This window comes from uncultured Zhongshania sp., from assembly GCF_963975605.1.
GTDB classification, from domain to species: domain Bacteria; phylum Pseudomonadota; class Gammaproteobacteria; order Pseudomonadales; family Spongiibacteraceae; genus Spongiibacter; species Spongiibacter aquimaris.
Map to the genome: position 1 here is coordinate 87,354 of NZ_CAXBHN010000012.1, position 18,236 is coordinate 105,589.

The following is an 18,236-nucleotide window of genomic DNA, read 5'->3' on the forward strand; positions in this document are numbered from 1 at the left end:
CTAAGTGCGTAATTGCAAATTAGTAATCTAGTTCATCTTCAGACATTTCATATGGCTGATATTCTTCTTCCACAGCTGGCTCGTCCATTTCCATTTCTTCTTCAACAGCGGGCTCTTCTACTGCGCTGTCGTCAAGCATTGGCTCATCGTCAACCATAGGCTCTTCAACCATAGGCTCTTCAACCATTGGTTCGTCGTAAGACATTGGCTCAGCTACTGTGTCGCTACCCAATACTTTCAGTTCAACGCGACGGTTTTCTGCACGTCCTTCTTTAGTATCGTTGCTAGCAACAGGTTGCTCTTCACCATAACCAGTCGCAGTCAAACGGCCGCTTTCAACACCATTGCCAACCAGATAATTTTTCACTGATTTAGCGCGGTTTTGTGACAGGTTCATGTTGTAGCTATCGCTGCCTGTGCTGTCAGTATGACCTTGCAGCTCGACATTGAAGCCTGGAGAGCTAGTCAATGTTGTAGCAACATCGTTCAGGATAGTCTCAGCATTCATGGTCAACTTCGCGCTGTTCAGCTCAAAGTTTACACCGCGCAGAATAACCGCCTGATCTTTAGCACAGCCATTAGACATTACTGGCTGACCAGCTGGCGTATCTGGGCATGCATCGTCGGCATCAACAACGCCGTCGTTGTCACCGTCTAAAGGACAGCCAACCGCATTCACTTCAGCACCAGCTGGCGTGTTAGGGCACTGATCCAAATAGTCAGCTACACCGTCGTTATCGCCATCAAGTGGGCAGCCAACGCTGTCAACTTGAACGCCACGTGGAGTGCCTGGGCATTCATCCATTTCATCAGAAACGCCGTCGCCATCAGCATCTTGTACGCCGTACTGGGCATCAAAGAAGTTATAACGCAGACCAACTAAAACGCTTTGCGCGCTGTATTCGATCTCAGTTTCTGTTGGACCTGATCTGAAGCTTGCGTCTTCGCTCATGCTGTAGCGGTAACCCGCATCAATCGCTAAACGCGGTGTCATGTAATAGGTAATACCGGCACCTAGCTGACCAATCATGACGTCATCATCAGCGTCGCCGAAATCAAGGTTAGCTTGACCCAGACCGAAACCTACGTATGGACGCAGACGCTCACCGGCAGAGAAGTCATACCACAAGTTACCCATGATCGAGGTCACTTCTAGCGCACCGTCACCAGCTACCGAAACACCGCCAGTACTTACCTTGTCTATATCGTTTTCGCCTTGGCGATATTCGAGTTCAAGACGGTATGGACTTTCAAATTTATAACCGAAAGTAGCACCGAAGCTGAAATCGGTATCGTAGCTATTTTCGAAGTTGCCGCTAGCACCTGCGCCGCCACCGCCGCCCAACAAGCCGTTCAGCAAGCCGCCGAGTACAGGTATATCGCTTAGTCCGGGAATACCGCCTGCGGCTTCGGTCGTAACCGTACCATCGGCATCGAATACGTCATTGTAAAAAGCATTACCACCGATGTAGTAACCTTTTTCTTTTTCTGCTTGGGCCATTGCCGCACCCGCTGCTGATGCCAATATCACACCGGCAGCAAGAGCAGATTTCCATTGCTTGCTCATAAACATCCCCTGAATCATTAAAGTTATACCTTTTGAGGTGCAAATTACCACGTCATCGCGAGGCTTAATACACACTTTAAGGCATAGTGGACAATAATAGCGTAAATTTTTTATTTAAAATGCGTGCAAATTAACGTTTGAAAACACCGAAATCCTAAACTCTCTTCCCGAAACAGTAAAGCAACAGTTAATCACAGTAGACATTTTCCCGGTATTTTAGCCTGCACAAATCGTCCTAGGGCAGAGCGCGAATTACGCGAAGTGCAACCCGGCGATTGCGGGCACGGCCTTCAGAGCTGCTATTTTCTGCAATTGGCATAGTGTCACCGTAGGCCTGAACGTCGATTCGACTCGACGCCACGCCCAATTCAAGCAGCGCCGCTTTGACCGCATTGGCGCGAATTCGCGACAGCCGGTAATTGAAATCCGATGTCCCGCTATTATCGCTGTGACCCTGCAGCGCTATGCGAAAATTGGGTGAATGGCGCATTAGTTCAGCAATGCCGGCCAACCGCTCCTGCACCTCCGTAGTGATTTCAGCGCCGCCGTGCGCAAAAAACACGCTCTCTAAACCGACCGCTTGCCGAGCCGAGCACCCATTGTGCATGACTCGCTCACCACGCTCGGTGCGAGGGCATTGATCTTCTCCATTCTTGATGCCGTCGTTATCGCTGTCTAGGCATCCATACTGGTCAACCATGTTTTCTGGCGGGGTATTGGGACATTGATCAACCGGGTCAATAACGCCATCACTATCACTGTCTGCGCAGCCATAGCCATCCACGCTTATCGCGGCAACCGTGGCGGGGCAGCGATCATCAACATCGGCAACGCCGTCGCCGTCGCTGTCACTGGGTGACGTCACCCCAGCAGCACACGCGGACAAAAGCAGGGGCAACATCATTAATCCCAAGTATTGAGTACAACTAAATTTCAATGTATTCCTTCCTAAGGGTCTTCATATTCACAATTCACGGAGTGTAGCGAACACACGGCCACGCTTCCAATAGCGCAGAATACCTAGGTTTGCGATACCATAGCGTCGCTAACCTCAAATACGACAAAAAGGCCTTTGCACCATGATTCCCGAACTCCTGTCACCCGCCGGCAGTCTCCGCAATATGCGCTACGCCTTTGCCTACGGTGCAGATGCAGTCTATGCCGGTCAACCACGCTACAGTTTGCGGGTGCGCAATAATGAGTTCAAAGACTTAGAAACCATGGCCAGCGGCATAGAAGAAGCCCATCGCCAAAACAAGAAATTCTATTTGGCGTCGAATATCTCCCCTCACAACGACAAAATCCGCAGCTATCTTCGCGATCTCGCGCCGGTAATGGAAATGAAGCCCGACGCGCTCATCATGGCAGATCCCGGCCTGATGATGCTGGTGCGTGAAAACTGGCCAGACATGCCTATTCATTTATCTGTGCAGGCCAACGCGGTGAACTGGGCCTCGGTTAAATTTTGGCATCAAAATGGTATTCAGCGTGTCATTCTCTCCCGCGAGCTAGCGCTGGATGAAATCGAGGAAATTCGCCAGCGTGTACCCGAAATGGAGATTGAGGTCTTTGTCCACGGCGCATTGTGTATTGCCTATTCTGGTCGCTGCTTGTTATCAGGCTATATGAATCACCGCGACCCCAATCAGGGTGCGTGCACCAATGCCTGTCGCTGGAAATACCAGGCGCACGAGGCCAAGGAAGATGAAAGCGGTGATATTGTCGCCGTGCAAACCTATATTCCCGAGCCAGAACCCCAGCGTGTCACCGAACCGGTTCTCCTTCAGCAAGCCCAGCGCCCCGGCGAATTTATGCCCGCTTACGAAGATGAGCACGGCACCTATATTATGAATTCCAAAGACCTTCGCGCCGTTCAGCATGTCGAACGCCTGGCAGCGATGGGGGTGCATTCACTGAAAATTGAAGGCCGCACCAAGTCACACTACTACGTTGCCCGCACGGCGCAGGTCTATCGCCAAGCGATAGACGATGCCGCCCACGGCAAACCGTTCAATATGCACTTAATGGATGAGCTGGAAACCCTGGCCAACCGCGGTTACACCGAGGGCTTTTATCGTCGCCATCCGCCCAAGGAATACCAGAATTACGAGATGGGTTTAAACAATGCGCAACAGCAGCAATTTGTCGGCGAGATCATCGACGCGCGAGACTCAGTTATCACCGTCGATGTTAAAAATCGCTTTGAAACCGGCGACACCCTGGAGCTGATGATGCCCGGTGGCAACACCCGTTTTACCTTAAACACCCTGAGCGATAAACATGGCAAATCGATAAGCGCCGCGCCCGGATCTGGCCATCAGGTGAAAATCCCACTGGATCAATCGCTTGCTGAATCTGCACTAAAATATGCACTGTTGGTCAAAGACATTCACGCGTAATAGACCAAATAAGATGGGGAGTCACAATGGAACGAAGTAAACTGCGCATACTCCGAGGACTGGTAAATATCAGTCTAATTAGCTTGGTATTCGGCGCCATTTTAAACTTACTTACCGACATACTCGGCAACTACTATGTACTCGCCATCGGTTTCTTAGTGGTGCTAATTACCTTTTATTGCTACCGCAGGGCTGATAGCGAAGCGGCGTCGAGTATGAGTTATTATCTGTGGCGCTATCTGCCCACGCTCATTTTTATTGCCATGCCGATCGCAGCCTATTGGTTTAGTCGCGACAGCCAGTGGACGCTAGAAAATATGATTCAGGCTGTGCAAATAAGCTGTAGCTTTGTACTACCTATCCTCTGCCTGCTTTACGTTGAGCGCGTGTTAAAAAACGCTCAGCAGTAGTAATGACAGCAGGCGGATTTAAACACCGTCTGCTTTCTTGAAAGGCAACATCTCACTGGCTTCACGCAAGTAATTCCCAATATGAGCCTGCTCTTCATCCAAAAAACGCTGCACGGCGGCTGAAAAATCGCCGTCCGCCAACCAGTGATTTGAATACGTTAAAATGGGTGTGAAACCACGCTGAATTTTGTGTTCGCCCTGCGCGCCGGGGTCAAAATGTCGCAAGCCTTCCCGCAGGCAATACTCGATACCTTGGTAGTAACACGCTTCAAAGTGCAAAAACTCATACTCTCTTATGCAGCCCCAATAACGACCGTATAAGGTGTGCTGATCACGAAAATTTAAGGCCACCGCCACCGGCTCATCGCCGTGACTGGCGAGCACCATGACCAAGTGCTCCGGCATGCTGGTCGCCAATTCAGTGAAAAAGGACTCCGGCAAGTAACCGCCATGACCACTGCGCTTAGCGTAGGTAAGCTGATAGCAATGAAAAAAGAAACGCCATTGTGCTGCGCTAATCTCCGCCCCCGTCAACACTTGAAGATCCAAGCCCTGCTCGGCCACGACCCGGCGCTCTTTGCGCAGGCCCTTGCGTTTGCGCGAACTAAACGCCGCTAAAAAGCCTTCAAAATCGCCGTAATCGCGATCATACCAATGGTATTGGGGGCCTATGCGCTGCATCAAACCGTGCTGCGACCACATAGCCGCCATTTCTGCTTTTGAAAATAAGATGTGAACTGACGACGCGCCGATATCATTGGCGTGTTTTGGCAAGGCCACCGCCAAAGCCGCCACAATGTCATTGCGCTCACCCTCATCTATCAGGCAAAGACGTGGGCCGGTTGCCGGTGTAAACGGAATAGCCGCCAATAACTTGGGGTAGTAGGGACGACCGTGGCGCTGATATGCGTCGGCCCAAGACCAGTCGAACACGTATTCGCCGTAGCTATGGGTTTTGATGTACAGCGGCATAACGCCAACTAATTGATCCTGACGACGAATAATAAGGTGGTGAGCCTGCCAGCCCCTATCCGGAGCAACCGCCCCGCTTGCCTCTAATGCGTGCAAAAACTCAAAGCGGGTGAATGGGTAATCACAAGCCGCTGCGCGATTCCAATCGCATTCAGCAATCTCGGCAATAGCGTCGACAAACTCTAGCTGCAGGTTCGCCAAGGTCTATTTCCCTATTAAAAAGTGCAGAACAATACCTGCAAAGACTACAGCGCCAACCCAGTTGTTATTCAAAAAGGCCTTGAAACATTTTTCCGGCTGCCGATAACGAATAAGTTGCTGCTGGTAAATAAACAGCCCACTGGCGGCGATAAGCCCTGCGTAGTAGATAAAGCTCATTTCAAAGCGCGGCCCCGCCATCACCAAAACAATAATGACGCAAATCTGCAGCATAGCCGTGATGACTTTGTCGTCCTCACCAAACAGGATGGCGGTTGATTTTACCCCAATTTTTAGATCATCTTCGCGATCAACCATGGCATAAACGGTATCGTAGGCCACAGTCCATATCAGCACGCCAATATATAGAAGCCACGCCGCTGGCGGCGGCAACTCACCGCTTTGCGCGGTAAAGGACATGGGGATTCCCCACGCGAACGCCGCACCCAATACCAACTGGGGCAAATGGGTATAACGCTTCATAAAAGGGTATGTAGCCGCCAAAGCAACAGCGCCAAGGGAAAACAATACCGTCAAGCCATTGGTGAACAAAACCAGGGCAAACGCCAGCAGACAAAGGCCGGCAAACAATAACAAGGCTTCTTTTTCAGTTACCTTACCCTGCGCAAAAGGGCGGGCTTTGGTGCGACTGACGTGGGCGTCGATCTTGCGATCGGCAAAGTCATTGATGACGCAGCCTGCGGATCGCATCAAGAATGTGCCCGCGACAAAAATCAGTAGCAAATGCCAAGCGGGAACGCCTCCTGCAGCCAACCACAGCGCCCATAGGGTTGGCCACAACACAAGGTAAGTGCCAATAGGCCTATCCACACGCATCAGCGCGAGGTATTGGGGAGTTTGCTGTTTTAGATGCTGGAGCAATGAGTTCATACGGCGGCCAATGAATGCTTGTGGCAAAAGTATATCAGTACGACTGAGGGGGATGGAAAACTACCAGGGCCGAAATGCCGGTAAAAATATTTCACTGACCATAATTGGGTGGCCGCTGAGTAGAAAACGGGAGCGCCTGCCCCACATGGCCGTACTATTTTCGGAGGTTTGCTCCGGTGAAGAGCTTGCCAATGCCGCCGCAGGGACGCGACAGATCTCATAGCGATCACGGGACATATGCGGATCGGTAAACAATAGATGACCTAATGGTCGATTATCCAGTGTTCGCAAGCGATCCAAACGCCCCACCAAAGACGTAGCCGGCAGCACGCTGCGGGCATAGACCCAAGGCTGATTATGGCAATGCAGGCGCACCTCGCGCACCAAACCCCAGTCGCGATCACCCATTCCCAGCAGTCGCCGCTCCGATAAACGTGGAATCTGCCAGTGCTGGAACATAACCTCAACGTGAAAATGGCCAGCCGATACCCGCCGTAAATGGGCAGTTAATGAGCCGGTATCCAGCAACCAACGCGCATCGGCAGCAGGCAGCGCCGATTTAGGATATTTCTTACAATCGAGCCACTTAGGCTCTTGCGTGTGGAATCGTGATGTTTGAAAAGCGTACAATACTCGGCTTCCAGTGTTGAAGGTCACTGAACTTAAGTGTCGCCGCACTGTAAACGAGCGGTATTCAAGCTTAAGTGTGGCGGCAGAATGCTTGAATCATCAGCGACTTGCAAGCGCTGACATCGGCCAAACAGGCGATGATATCGAATTAAATAATACCGTAAGCTTCAGTAAAAGAAGCAAATAGCTTAGAGGAATTGGCTCAATGAGTAAGTGGGAATGTATTGTTTGTGGCTGGGTTTACGACGAAAAAGTCGGTGATCCTGATTCTGGTATCGCTGCGGGAACCCGCTGGGAAGACATTCCTGATGACTGGCTTTGCCCCGACTGTGGCGTGGGTAAAGAAGATTTCGAGATGATCGAGAAATCTGAGGAAAGCGACTTACCCCATCACGAAGAACCGGCGTCAGCCAGCAACCAAGCTGCCATTGTTATTATCGGCACCGGTCTTGCGGGCTATGGTTTGGTGCGCGAACTGCGCAAATACGACAAAGACAGCCCCGTTATCATGATTACGGCCGATGATGGCCGCGCCTACTCTAAGCCCATGCTATCCACCGGATTTACTAAAAACACCGACGCCGATGCACTGGCTCAGAAAGACGCCGGCGGTATGGGCGAAGACCTGAACGCCAGCGTATGGACGCTGACCAAAGTCACCGCCATCGACACCACCGCGCAAGTCATCACGATTGGCGACCAAGAAACCCAAGTTCACTACAAGAAATTAGTACTGGCGCTGGGCGCAGATGTGATTCGTCCGCCCATCCAGGGCGATGCGCAAAACTACGTCTACTCGGTAAATGACTTGCTGGATTACGATGATTTCCGCACCGCCATCGCTAAAAACAATGTGAAGAAAGTGTGCATCATCGGCGGCGGTCTGATCGGCTGCGAATTCACCAATGATCTTATCAACGGCGGCTTCGAAACAGAAACGGTAGACCCATTAGGCTACTGCCTACCCACTTTGCTGCCAGAGGCAGCGGGCAAAGCGGTTCAAGCCGGATTGGAAGCCAAAGGCGCCAAATTCCACTTTGGTCCACTGGTCACCGAAGTCAATAAATCGGCTGACGGATTGGAAGTTAGCCTGAATAACGGCGAAAAGATTAGCTGCGATTTAGTTCTGTCGGCAGTTGGCGTACGTCCGCAAATCAAGCTAGCCCAAGACGCGGGCATTACCGTTAATCGCGGCATTGCCACTAACCGCTTGCTAGAAACCAGCGCGGCAAACGTTTACGCCATGGGCGACTGCGCTGAAGTCGCTGGCCACGTTTTAGTCTATGTAGCGCCGCTGATGGCCCAAGCTCGCGCTCTGGCAAAAACCCTCACTGGCGAGCCTACCGAAGTGAGCTACCCCGCCATGCCCGTCACCATCAAAACCCCAGCCTGTCCTGTCACGGTAAGCCCCGCTCCCCGCGACGCCAAAGGCACTTGGGAAATTGAGCAAGACGGTGTCAATGTAGTGGCACGCTTTGTCGGCACCGACGGCGAATTGCTAGGCTTTGCGCTAACAGGCGAAGGCACCAAGCAAAAGATGGCCCTGCAAAAACTGCTGCCGGCGATCATGCCTTAACTATCGGTATTAGCTTGTAAGCGACCAAGGGTGGAGCCACAAACTCCACCCTTTTTTATTTCCACTTCCCTATTTATTCCATACCTCGCCGCTTTTTCCAGACCGCTCATGCAAACCGATTAGCTCGGCCACTCAATGTTGAAGTGCGTATACAAATCATCCGCAGATTGCTAATATTCGCGCGCTCTCATTGTGCCTATGCCAATTGAGGGTTCTCAGGGCGGGGTGAAAGTCCCCACCGGCGGTAATCATGCTTTGCATGTAGCCCGCGGGCGCTTATTGAACATCACCGCGTGATGCAGCGATAAGGACAGCAGATCTGGTGTGATTCCAGAGCCGACGGTTAGAGTCCGGTTATGAGAAAAGATCGTCACACCACTGCGCGCCTAGCTTCCATCGCTACGCCAACGCCTGGTCTGCCAGCTCATCTTTGCCCTGCCGTATTCATTTGGGACAAAAAATGACCATGACAGACTCATCATCAAAACCAACCGTCGCCTTTATTCAAGCCTGCTGGCACCGCGATATCGTCGACCGCTGCAAAACATCGTTTCAAAAAGAGATTGCCGAACACAGCGATCTAAACGTCGAATTTTTTGAAGTGCCCGGCGCATTTGAAATTCCACTGCACGCGAAGCTGCTGGCACAAAGTGGCAAATACGCTGCCATCGTCGGCGCTGGCTTAGTCACCAACAGCGGCATCTACCAGCACGAATTTGTCGCCCAAGCGGTTGTTTCCGGTCTCATGCAAGTGCAATTAGAAACCACCATTCCCGTATTTTCAGTGGTGCTCACCCCCCACAATTTCCACAATAGCGAAGATCACATCAGCTTCTTCAGCGAGCACTTTGTTATCAAAGGCGCAGAAGCGGCATCGGCTTGTATCGGAACCCTGGCTAGCTTGGCAAAACTAAAAGCCTAAACTAGCCCTAGGCTGCGCTGCTGCGTCGGTATATCCTTGGCGACAAAATCGATATACGGAGAGCATGCTATGGGCTTTTACGATAATAAAATACTGCCCGTAATCATCGACAAGGCCTGCTCGATGAGCACCATTATGACACTGCGCGAAAAAGTGGTGCCACTCGCCAGCGGTGTTGTGTTGGAAGTGGGTATGGGCAGCGGAATCAATTTGGCGCTGTACAAGCCAGACATTGTGGACTTTGTCTGGGGTTTGGAGCCTTCCGTCGGTATGCGCAAAAAAGCACAGCGCAATCTCGACAATTCCCCCGTTGAGGTAAAATGGCTGGATCTGCCCGGCGAAGCGATTCCACTAGAGGATGAGAGCGTTGATACCGTATTGCTAACCTACACGCTCTGTACTATTCCGGACTGGCAAGCTGCCTTGGCGCAAATGCATCGTGTACTTAAGCCCAGCGGCAAACTGTTATTTTGTGAACACGGTTTAGCCGACAGCCATGGCGTGCAACATTGGCAAAACAAAATCACCCCCGTGTGGAAAAAATTGGCAGGCGGCTGTCATCTCAATCGGCCGATCGCCGAGTCCATCGCAAGCTGTGGATTTACCATTAATAAACTCGACACCTGCTACGCTGACGGCGTGCCCAAGATCGCGGGCTATATGTATTATGGGGAAGCAGTAAAATCCTGAGGGATGGGCGCGCAACACGCCCATTATCAATGGCGAGCATAAGCTCGAAGCGAGCTTAGCTAATCCGATCCCTGACCATAACCGTCGGGGTTGCCACTTTGCCAGCGCCACGTATCTGCCATCATCTGTTCTAGCGAGCTACCGGCAATCCAATTTAATTCTCGTTCGGCCTTGTCTGCATTCGCCCAAAACGCCGGCAAATCACCGCTGCGACGCGGCGCAATTTTATATGGCACCGCTTGCCCCGTTACCGACTCGAATGCCTCGACCATTTCCAACACTGAAACACCCTTACCCGCACCCAAATTAAACGCGTGCAGTCCTGGTTTCTGTAAGGCCAGCAAAGACTGACAATGGCCAGCGGCTAAATCCACCACATGCAGATAATCGCGCAGGCAGGTGCCGTCGGGTGTCTCGTAATCACCACCAAAAATCGACAACTCGGCCAATTTGCCCACCGCAACCCGACTGATAAATGGCATAAGATTATTTGGAATGCCCAAAGGGTCTTCGCCGATCAATCCCGACGCATGCGCGCCGATGGGGTTGAAGTAGCGCAGCGCCGCCACCGCCCAACGCGGGTCCGATGCGCACAAATCCGCCAGCACTCTTTCTGCCATAGCTTTCGACGCACCATAGGGACTAGACGGCTGCCCCAATGGCATCGACTCTTCATACGGTACCGGCGCATCCGGCCCATACACCGTCGCCGACGAACTAAATACCAACTTAAATACACCGGCATCCGTCATTGCCTGACATAAGGCCATGGTACCGCGCACATTATTATCGTAGTAGCGAAGCGGTTGCTCAACGCTTTCGCCTACTGCTTTGAGTCCCGCAAAATGAATAACCGCATCGATCTTGTAGCGGGCAAATACCGCCGCAAGCGCCTCAACATCGCGAATATCTGCCTGAACAAATTCGGGGGCAAAACCAGAAATTTTCTCAATCCGCGAGATAACTGCAGGATTGCTGTTTACGAGGTTATCGAGAATAACAACTCCGTAGCCCGCCGCCTGTAACTCTACGACGGTATGACTACCGATATATCCAGCGCCGCCCGTAACCAAAATGGTTTCCATGTTCTACTTCCAAACGATAAAACAGCTATTCTAATGGAAGTTGTAAAGAATAGTTAACTGGGTGGGCCTTTTGGAGTCGGAAGTCTGGCGTCGGACGTTAAGGGCATTCGCTTGCGCTGATCGGGGTCGGGGATGGCGTGGTTTTGAGGATTCGGGGATGACGTAGTTTTGAAAGGTCGGGGATGACGCGGTGTGAAGTCTCTATCCTCTACTTGCCAAGTGCCAGACGTCCGACGTCTGGCGCACCCACACCCCACACCCCACACTTCACAATCTCCGTCAGTCTTTCGGCTGGCCATTACTTTGCTAGCACGCTAGAGTAAAGGCTTTAGCACTCTCGCCATTCACCTGTTTTAAGTGCTTTTCCCACAGTTTTAGCCAAAGAGTCATTGTCACTATGCGAAATATCCCCCTGCACTGGCAAATCGTTGCGGCCATTCTTTTAGCAGTTGCTGCCGGGATCTTTGGCGGCGCAGATGCAAGCATCGGTAGTTTACCCTTCACTGCGGTTTACGCATTTTTAGGTACGATGTTCCTCAACGCATTAAAAATGTTAATCGTGCCACTGGTGGTGTCCTCGATTATTAGTGGCATGGCTGGCGTGGGTGGTGACAAACTCGAAAAGCTCGGCGGCAAAACGCTGTTGTTTTACGCGTCGAGTAGTCTTATCGCGATTTTAATTGGTCTCGCCGTCGTCAACGTCATCGCCCCCGGCAGCGGCGACAATCAAGCGCTAGCGGCCACGATTAGCAGCAGTGACCCAGAGCTTAGCGACACACTGGCTAAGGTGGAAGGACGCGGTACCGGCGACATCGTCGAGGTTTTTGTGCGTATGGTGCCGACTAATATTGTTGCGGCGGCAGCCAATGGCGAAATGCTGGGATTAATATTCTTTAGTTTGTTATTTGGCTTTTTCTTAGCGCGCAGCAAATCAGATCACGCCGCGACGCTGATGCATTTTTGGCAGGGCGTGATGGATATCATGACCGAAATCACGATGTGGGTGATGAAGTTTGCGCCAATTGGTGTATTTGGTCTGGTCGCTAAAACTGTTGCCATTACCGGCTTCGCTGCCTTCAAGCCGATGCTGCTATTTTTCATTACAGCTTTGCTTGCGCTGCTAATTCACGCCTTTGTTGCGCTGCCATTAATACTTCGTTTTATTGGTGGCGTCAGCCCCAAGAAACACTACGCCGCCATGACACCGGCACTTCTTACCGCATTTTCAACTGCATCAAGTTCCGCCACCCTGCCACTGACCTTAAAAAGTATTCAAGAGGAATCCGGCGTTTCCAAACAGGTTAGTGGCTTTGTACTGCCACTCGGCGCCACGGTGAATATGGATGGCACCGCGCTCTATGAGTGTGTGGCTGCCATGTTTATTGCGCAGGTTTACGGCTTGGAGCTGGGCTTTGTTCAACAACTCACCATTGTCATGATCGCGCTGCTGACCTCTATCGGTGTTGCCGGCATTCCCGCCGCCAGCTTAGTCGCTATTTCCGTAATTTTGGGTGCCATCGGCCTGCCACTTGAAGGCATTGGGCTACTGCTGGTGACCGACCGCATACTCGATATGATTCGCACCGCCGTGAACGTATTTAGCGATTCCTGTGCCGCCGTGGTTATCGCCCGCAGCGAAGGTGAGGAAACTCACATTGCAATGAACAAAGGCTGATATCGACGCCAAAACCCATCGAACATAACAATAAAGTGGATGCCGTATGAAAGAGCGTAAACCGATCCCCAAAATTAAAGGTGATAACTACTCCGAGGACGCCGCTGCGCTGCGACGCCAATTTATTGAGCAGGAAACCGGCGTATCACTAAAACATACCAGTCACTACTCCATCGACCCACACAGCGTAGAGGGCAATGCCGAAAACTTTATTGGTGTGGTGCAAATGCCTGTCGGCGTGGCCGGCCCCTATCTAATTAATGGCGAGCACGCCAAAGGCGTGTTCTATGTTCCCATGGCCACCACCGAGGGAACCTTGATCGCGTCTTATAGCCGTGGCATGCGAGTGATTTCCGAGTCCGGCGGCGCAACGGTTACCGTTATCGAAGAGTTTATGCAGCGTGCGCCTCTCTTTGAATTTGCCAGCGCCCGCGAAGCACGTGATTTTTCAAATTGGCTGGATCAAAGCCACGCCAATATTTGCCAGCAAGCAGAAACAACTACGTCGATCGGCAAATTACAGCACATCCAGAAGTGGGTCATTGCCAACAAACTGTATACGCGCTTTAACTACACAACCGGTGATGCCGCCGGCCAAAATATGACCGGCAAAGCGACCCACAAGGCATGCCAGTGGATACTTGAAAATTACCCTGGCACCATAGAAAACTTCTCGCTTTCGAGTGGCATAGAAACTGATAAAAAACACTCGCACATGAACCTCTTGCACAGCCGCGGCAAGAAAGTGGTCGCCGAAGCCACCATTAGCAAAGATGTATTAAAAGAGTTAATGCGCGCCGATCCAGAGCGTATGTTTCGTCTTCGTCAGCGCACGGTTTTGGGCAGCCTACTTGCGGGCTCCGCTTACAATGGGCCGCACTCCGCCAACGGTATCGCGTCTATGTTTATCGCCACCGGCCAAGATGAAGCCAATGTGGTGGAATCTCATACCGGCATCGCCTTTATGGATCTCACCCCAGCGGGCGATTTGTATTACTCAGTCACCCTGCCCTCGATAATTTGCGCGAGCTATGGCGGCGGCACCGGCTTAGCAACCCAGCGCGAATGTCTTGAAATGATGGACTGTTACGGTCAGGGCAAGGCTCGTAAGCTCGCTGAAATTGTGGCGGCAACGGTGCTCGCCGGCGACCTCTCATTGGCCGCGGCAATCGTTGCCGACGAGTGGGTGTCTAGCCATGACCAGCTCGGCAGGAACCGACCCTGAGTTTCTTTGTTCCATGTTTAACTGGCAGGGCAAACTGACAACACATAAAAGCAGATACGCTAATCATGCACATCGATAAAATAGATCCACAACTTAGAAAACTCTATGGCCGAATTCCGAGCGTGCCGTTTCACAACAGGCTGTTCCTTTCTTTATTTCAATTTCTCTCAAAATTTCAAGGCAAACCGACATCTATGCTCGGCATAGAAATTAGAGATTACGACTTTGGCGACAGCGGCGTGCGTGTTTACACGCCAAACGGCGAGCCATCTGGCGCTGGTTTGCTGTGGATACATGGCGGCGGTTATATCATCGGTAACGCAAATATAAACGATCGCGACTGTGCGCTGTACGCTAAAAAACTTAATCTCACCGTTGTGTCCGTAGAGTACCGCTTGGCGCCAAAGCACCCTTTTCCCGCCGCCAACGATGACTGTTTTGCGGCATGGCAATGGTTTCTAAACCATGCCGACGAGCTAGGGGTATCACCGCACCGGATTGTCATATCAGGACAGAGCGCTGGCGGCGGCCTGGCGGCGGGTTTAGTACAGCGAATACATGATGCCGGCGGAATTCAGCCCGCAGGACAAGCCTTGTTCTGTCCCATGCTAGATGATCGCACTGCCACGCGAACCGAATTAGACAGCCTAAAACACCGACTTTGGAGTAATAAAAATAATCGCGGCGCCTGGCGCCATTATCTAAACCAGGAACCAGGTCTGGAATCCGTGCCAATTTACGCCGCCCCTGCACGTCGCGAAGACCTTAGTAATTTACCACCAACGTGGATGGCAGTCGGTGATATCGACCTATTCTTTGATGAGAATCAACAGTATGCAAAGCGTCTACAAGAAGCGGGGGTCGACTGTGAATTCCGCATAGCACCAGGCGGCCCACACGGATTTGAGGGTCTGGTACCGGATGCGGATATTAGCAAAAACATTCTTCAATCAAACAAGCAGTTTTTAAGCAAAATATTAAATCTATAAATATTTCGCTGACAAACTGACATCGAGTTATTCGTTTTATGGTCGACACCGCAGCATCGTTAAATAACGCGACATCAAATCAAGGGGGTTCTAATAAAGGCCCCTTGCAAGGTATTCGAATTTTAGAATTAGGCCAGCTCATTGCCGGCCCGTTCACCAGCACCATGCTCGCTTATTTCGGCGCCGAGGTGATCAAAATTGAGCCTCCGGGCATTGGCGACCCGATTCGCCGCTGGCGCAGTATGAAGGGCGGCACCTCCCTGTGGTGGTACAGCATTGGCCGCAACAAAAAATCGGTCACCGTTGATCTTCGCCACCCGGAAGGGCAGGTATTGGTACGCGACCTCGCCGCGCAGTGCGATGTCCTAATCGAAAACTTTCGTCCCGGTGTCATGGAGGATTGGGGCCTGGGACCAGAAGATCTAAAAGCCGCCAACCCCGCGCTGGTGTACACCCGTATTTCTGGCTACGGCCAAACCGGTCCCAATGCGGAAAAGCCCGGCTTTGCATCAGTATGTGAAGGTTTTAGCGGCTTCCGCCACCTCAATGGATTTCCCGGCGAAGCACCGGTAAGACCTAACCTGAGTCTCGGCGATAGCATTGCGTCTCTGCACGCCATCATCGGTATATTGATGGCCCTCAATGCCCGCGACCGCGGCATACATAAGGGCCAAGTGGTCGATGTTGCCCTATACGAAACCATGTTTAACATGCTGGAATCGCTTGTGCCCGAGTACGCGGAAGAGGGTATTATCCGCGAGGCCTCCGGCACGACACTAACGGGCATAGTACCGACCAACACCTATCGCTGCCTCGACGATAAATTTGTCATTATCGGCGGCAATGGCGACTCCATATTTAAACGCCTCATGACCGAAATAGGTCGCAAGGATTTTGCTGATGATCCCGCCATGGCAGACAATGCGGGCCGCGTTATACACCAACAGAAAATAGACGACGCCATCAGCCAATGGTGCCTTGGTCATCCGATAAAGTCTGTCATTGAAAAATTGGAAGCGGTGCGCGTACCCGCTGGACCAATCTACAATGCCGAAGACATGGCCAATGACCCGCATTTTCAAGCGCGGGGTTTGTTTGAAAAAGTTAGCCTGGAAGACAGCAGCACGATCACCATTCCCGGCATGTCGCCAAAACTTGTCGGCACGCCAGGCGGCACGCAGTGGGCCGGCCCCAAACTTGGGCAGCACACTGAAGAGGTGTTAACTGAACTACTTGGTATGACGGCTGAACGCATAGTGTCATTAAAAAATAATGCTGTGATTTGAATCGTCGTAGTCCAACAATACCTTGTGGACTTTTAAAAACTGACCGTTTATTGGCGCTTTCTTTTTCCTACGGGGTAGAAAACATTTTTAATTGCTTTCTTCGTGCGCGTTTAAACACCATTGCATTAAGCAAATTGCCTATTCTGAGAATTATTTTATGCATTTAGACAAAGCAAAAAAACGTATCGCTAAGCAGCTCAAGAAAGGCTTCCATGGCTACCCTTCTATCACTTTGGAATATTTTGGCGCAACCCCCGCGATGGCGAGCGAACTTGTCATTTCATTTATTGCAGAAGAAGGCGCTGAGCCGCAAATTCAAAAATTTGTATGTGATCATGACGCAAGAGAAGATGAAACCATTCAGACAACGCTGGTAAAAATCATCGAAAGAGCTGAAGTCGCCAGTTTGACCGAGGTCAGCGGAGTTTCCATTATCAAGGGCTAGCGTGGCGATATGGCGAAATTCTACTAATAGAATTTCCGCAAATTACCTCGTAACAGCCCGCTTTACAGACAAATACCCTGTATTGCTGCATACTAGAGGCCGATACGCCTTTTCTGATCCCCATCCTTGCAAGCCGCTTGGTAACGACACGGGAAATTTCCCTGCAGGATCAGCATCGCCAGATTTTTCAAACACATCGATAGTGCTATGGACATTGCCTTACGGGATTAACGTAAGCGCGCCGTGCAGATCTAACACTATATACACCGCCGCGTGCTGCGCTCTCCATCAGCAGACAATGGTGACATCTACTTTTAAGGACACGGTTTTACTATGCAAGACAAGATCACAGCGATACTAGATTACCTAAATGAAAACAAAACCCGCTGCAGCAACAATGCGGCAGCCGAAGCTTTAGGTATTACCGCGCCGGAGTTAAAAAAACTATTGGGTGAACGTCGACCAGAGACCTCTTGGCTTGTTAACTACGGCACTGGGGAGCCCGCAGGCTACACAGCTGAAAACAAGCACCCCGACCTTTACCGGACCAAGCGGATCATTAAATCTGCCGAAGTGTTAACTCGCAATCTCGATTTGTAAAATGTAGGTCGACGTATTAGCGTTTTTCGCCAAAAATCATGGAGAGGTTTTGATGCTAAAGCCCTGGTTTTACGCCGCACTAATATCGTTTACCGCCATTGCCTGTTCAGCAGAACCCACGACGGCGAGTTGCACGATGGACGGCAACCAGCACGAATTAAACGCCTGCGCCGCACAGCAGCATCAAGCTCAACAAGCCGCATTCAACAATAGCCTTGCTGAAGTACTCGCCATAGCGAAGTCGAAGAACCAAGGCTTTGGCCCGCAAACTGAGGATATTCAATCAGCGCAGGATGCCTGGCTTGGGTACGCCGAACAGCATTGCCGCCTGCTAATAAGCTGGGGAGGTAGCATGGCCGGAATGCAATATCACCTTTGCATGGCTGAGCTCTACGAACAGCGCCAGAAACAAATTCAGACACATATATGCCATCCCGCCCTGGGGGCATGCCCGCAATAAATATAGCGATGGTAAAACATCCCTCGATGTTGGGTTTGATAAACCCCTTCGGGGCGCCCGAATCGGCGTCCAGCTTAAAAGCTTGTCGTTCCTCAACCTGTAAATGACGTGCGACGCTGTAGGTTGGATTTGAGCAGCTCTGCTGGCCGTTAGACCGAGGTGCGGTGCGCCGAGTCATACCCAACATGGTAGAGCATCCCACCCCACCATGTTGGG

18 protein-coding genes and 1 riboswitch are annotated in these 18,236 nt (G+C 51.4%); of the genes, 12 read left to right on the forward strand and 6 right to left on the reverse strand.

Features of this window, described 5'->3' with window-relative positions:
* Nucleotides 1-19 precede the first annotated feature (19 nt).
* Both AAC007_RS11655 and AAC007_RS11660 read right to left on the reverse strand, forming a co-directional pair.
* Nucleotides 20-1,567 (reverse strand): OmpA family protein, encoded by a 1,548-nt coding sequence (locus tag AAC007_RS11655; RefSeq protein WP_339676983.1) that lies wholly within the window; start codon nt 1,565-1,567, stop codon nt 20-22.
* Nucleotides 1,568-1,802: 235 nt separating this feature from the next.
* The gene (locus tag AAC007_RS11660; protein WP_296435773.1) at nt 1,803-2,504 is read right to left on the reverse strand and encodes an OmpA family protein; all 702 of its coding nucleotides are present in this window, start codon (nt 2,502-2,504) and stop codon (nt 1,803-1,805) included.
* 142 nt (nt 2,505-2,646) lie between these two features.
* Here AAC007_RS11660 and yegQ point away from each other — a divergent pair, with 142 nt between their 5' ends.
* Entirely contained in the window at nt 2,647-3,966 is a 1,320-nt protein-coding gene (gene yegQ, locus AAC007_RS11665; RefSeq protein ID WP_339676987.1) for a tRNA 5-hydroxyuridine modification protein YegQ, read from the forward strand.
* Nucleotides 3,967-3,992: 26 nt separating this feature from the next.
* Nucleotides 3,993-4,376 carry a hypothetical protein gene (locus AAC007_RS11670; RefSeq protein ID WP_295873547.1) on the forward strand — a complete coding sequence of 128 codons (384 nt, stop codon included), beginning with the start codon at nt 3,993-3,995 and terminating at the stop codon, nt 4,374-4,376.
* 18 nt (nt 4,377-4,394) lie between these two features.
* On the opposite strand, the gene AAC007_RS11675 is transcribed toward AAC007_RS11670, so the two are convergent.
* The 3 genes from AAC007_RS11675 to AAC007_RS11685 are packed head-to-tail and all read right to left on the reverse strand — an operon-like array spanning nt 4,395 to nt 7,067.
* On the reverse strand, nt 4,395-5,549 hold the full coding sequence (locus AAC007_RS11675) for a GNAT family N-acetyltransferase (protein WP_339676990.1): 1,155 nt from the start codon (nt 5,547-5,549) through the stop codon (nt 4,395-4,397).
* A 3-nt stretch (nt 5,550-5,552) separates the two neighbouring features.
* The gene (ubiA, locus tag AAC007_RS11680) at nt 5,553-6,437 is read right to left on the reverse strand and encodes a 4-hydroxybenzoate octaprenyltransferase (RefSeq protein ID WP_339676992.1); all 885 of its coding nucleotides are present in this window, start codon (nt 6,435-6,437) and stop codon (nt 5,553-5,555) included.
* Between the two features lie 60 nt (nt 6,438-6,497).
* Entirely contained in the window at nt 6,498-7,067 is a 570-nt protein-coding gene (locus AAC007_RS11685; RefSeq protein WP_295873543.1) for a chorismate lyase, read from the reverse strand.
* 205 nt (nt 7,068-7,272) lie between these two features.
* Here AAC007_RS11685 and AAC007_RS11690 point away from each other — a divergent pair, with 205 nt between their 5' ends.
* The 3 genes from AAC007_RS11690 to AAC007_RS11700 all read left to right on the forward strand — a co-directional run bounded on the left by AAC007_RS11690 (nt 7,273) and on the right by AAC007_RS11700 (nt 10,255).
* Nucleotides 7,273-8,643, forward strand: a complete 1,371-nt coding sequence (locus tag AAC007_RS11690) for an FAD-dependent oxidoreductase (protein ID WP_295873541.1) — start codon at nt 7,273-7,275, stop codon at nt 8,641-8,643.
* A 207-nt stretch (nt 8,644-8,850) separates the two neighbouring features.
* A riboswitch (FMN riboswitch) is annotated at nt 8,851-9,013 on the forward strand.
* A 96-nt stretch (nt 9,014-9,109) separates the two neighbouring features.
* Nucleotides 9,110-9,565, forward strand: a complete 456-nt coding sequence (locus AAC007_RS11695) for a 6,7-dimethyl-8-ribityllumazine synthase (RefSeq protein ID WP_339676997.1) — start codon at nt 9,110-9,112, stop codon at nt 9,563-9,565.
* A 69-nt stretch (nt 9,566-9,634) separates the two neighbouring features.
* Nucleotides 9,635-10,255, forward strand: coding sequence for a class I SAM-dependent methyltransferase (locus tag AAC007_RS11700; RefSeq protein ID WP_295873537.1), 621 nt, complete (start codon nt 9,635-9,637; stop codon nt 10,253-10,255).
* A 59-nt stretch (nt 10,256-10,314) separates the two neighbouring features.
* Here the strand turns inward: AAC007_RS11700 and galE are convergent, their stop codons facing one another.
* Entirely contained in the window at nt 10,315-11,340 is a 1,026-nt protein-coding gene (galE, locus tag AAC007_RS11705; RefSeq protein ID WP_295873535.1) for a UDP-glucose 4-epimerase GalE, read from the reverse strand.
* A gap of 397 nt (nt 11,341-11,737) precedes the next feature.
* Here galE and AAC007_RS11710 point away from each other — a divergent pair, with 397 nt between their 5' ends.
* The 7 genes from AAC007_RS11710 to AAC007_RS11740 all read left to right on the forward strand — a co-directional run bounded on the left by AAC007_RS11710 (nt 11,738) and on the right by AAC007_RS11740 (nt 18,020).
* Nucleotides 11,738-13,015, forward strand: coding sequence for a dicarboxylate/amino acid:cation symporter (locus tag AAC007_RS11710; RefSeq protein WP_295873533.1), 1,278 nt, complete (start codon nt 11,738-11,740; stop codon nt 13,013-13,015).
* 46 nt (nt 13,016-13,061) lie between these two features.
* A complete protein-coding gene (locus AAC007_RS11715; RefSeq protein ID WP_295873532.1) occupies nt 13,062-14,240 on the forward strand; it encodes a hydroxymethylglutaryl-CoA reductase in 1,179 nt (392 codons plus the stop codon).
* Nucleotides 14,241-14,434: 194 nt separating this feature from the next.
* Nucleotides 14,435-15,229: an alpha/beta hydrolase gene (locus tag AAC007_RS11720; protein ID WP_339677001.1), complete on the forward strand. Its 795-nt coding sequence runs from the start codon at nt 14,435-14,437 to the stop codon at nt 15,227-15,229.
* A gap of 38 nt (nt 15,230-15,267) precedes the next feature.
* Entirely contained in the window at nt 15,268-16,515 is a 1,248-nt protein-coding gene (locus tag AAC007_RS11725; protein WP_339677003.1) for a CaiB/BaiF CoA-transferase family protein, read from the forward strand.
* 157 nt (nt 16,516-16,672) lie between these two features.
* Nucleotides 16,673-16,960 carry a hypothetical protein gene (locus AAC007_RS11730; RefSeq protein ID WP_339677005.1) on the forward strand — a complete coding sequence of 96 codons (288 nt, stop codon included), beginning with the start codon at nt 16,673-16,675 and terminating at the stop codon, nt 16,958-16,960.
* 333 nt (nt 16,961-17,293) lie between these two features.
* Nucleotides 17,294-17,560 carry a hypothetical protein gene (locus tag AAC007_RS11735; RefSeq protein WP_296435787.1) on the forward strand — a complete coding sequence of 89 codons (267 nt, stop codon included), beginning with the start codon at nt 17,294-17,296 and terminating at the stop codon, nt 17,558-17,560.
* Between the two features lie 52 nt (nt 17,561-17,612).
* On the forward strand, nt 17,613-18,020 hold the full coding sequence (locus AAC007_RS11740) for a lysozyme inhibitor LprI family protein (RefSeq protein ID WP_339677006.1): 408 nt from the start codon (nt 17,613-17,615) through the stop codon (nt 18,018-18,020).
* The last annotated feature ends 216 nt before the right edge of the window (nt 18,021-18,236 follow it).

Bases quoted from the DNA above. Each gene is read 5' to 3' on its own strand.
- galE (WP_295873535.1), bottom strand. From the start codon at position 11,340: ATGGAAACCATTTTGGTTACGGGCGGCGCTGGATATATCGGTAGTCAT.
- AAC007_RS11710 (WP_295873533.1), top strand. From the start codon at position 11,738: ATGCGAAATATCCCCCTGCACTGGCAAATCGTTGCGGCCATTCTTTTA.
- ubiA (WP_339676992.1), bottom strand. From the start codon at position 6,437: ATGAACTCATTGCTCCAGCATCTAAAACAGCAAACTCCCCAATACCTC.
- AAC007_RS11740 (WP_339677006.1), top strand. From the start codon at position 17,613: ATGCTAAAGCCCTGGTTTTACGCCGCACTAATATCGTTTACCGCCATT.
- AAC007_RS11690 (WP_295873541.1), top strand. From the start codon at position 7,273: ATGAGTAAGTGGGAATGTATTGTTTGTGGCTGGGTTTACGACGAAAAA.
- AAC007_RS11735 (WP_296435787.1), top strand. From the start codon at position 17,294: ATGCAAGACAAGATCACAGCGATACTAGATTACCTAAATGAAAACAAA.
- AAC007_RS11720 (WP_339677001.1), top strand. From the start codon at position 14,435: ATGCTCGGCATAGAAATTAGAGATTACGACTTTGGCGACAGCGGCGTG.
- AAC007_RS11730 (WP_339677005.1), top strand. From the start codon at position 16,673: ATGCATTTAGACAAAGCAAAAAAACGTATCGCTAAGCAGCTCAAGAAA.
- AAC007_RS11655 (WP_339676983.1), bottom strand. From the start codon at position 1,567: ATGAGCAAGCAATGGAAATCTGCTCTTGCTGCCGGTGTGATATTGGCA.
- AAC007_RS11725 (WP_339677003.1), top strand. From the start codon at position 15,268: ATGGTCGACACCGCAGCATCGTTAAATAACGCGACATCAAATCAAGGG.
- AAC007_RS11695 (WP_339676997.1), top strand. From the start codon at position 9,110: ATGACAGACTCATCATCAAAACCAACCGTCGCCTTTATTCAAGCCTGC.
- AAC007_RS11715 (WP_295873532.1), top strand. From the start codon at position 13,062: ATGAAAGAGCGTAAACCGATCCCCAAAATTAAAGGTGATAACTACTCC.
- yegQ (WP_339676987.1), top strand. From the start codon at position 2,647: ATGATTCCCGAACTCCTGTCACCCGCCGGCAGTCTCCGCAATATGCGC.
- AAC007_RS11700 (WP_295873537.1), top strand. From the start codon at position 9,635: ATGGGCTTTTACGATAATAAAATACTGCCCGTAATCATCGACAAGGCC.
- AAC007_RS11670 (WP_295873547.1), top strand. From the start codon at position 3,993: ATGGAACGAAGTAAACTGCGCATACTCCGAGGACTGGTAAATATCAGT.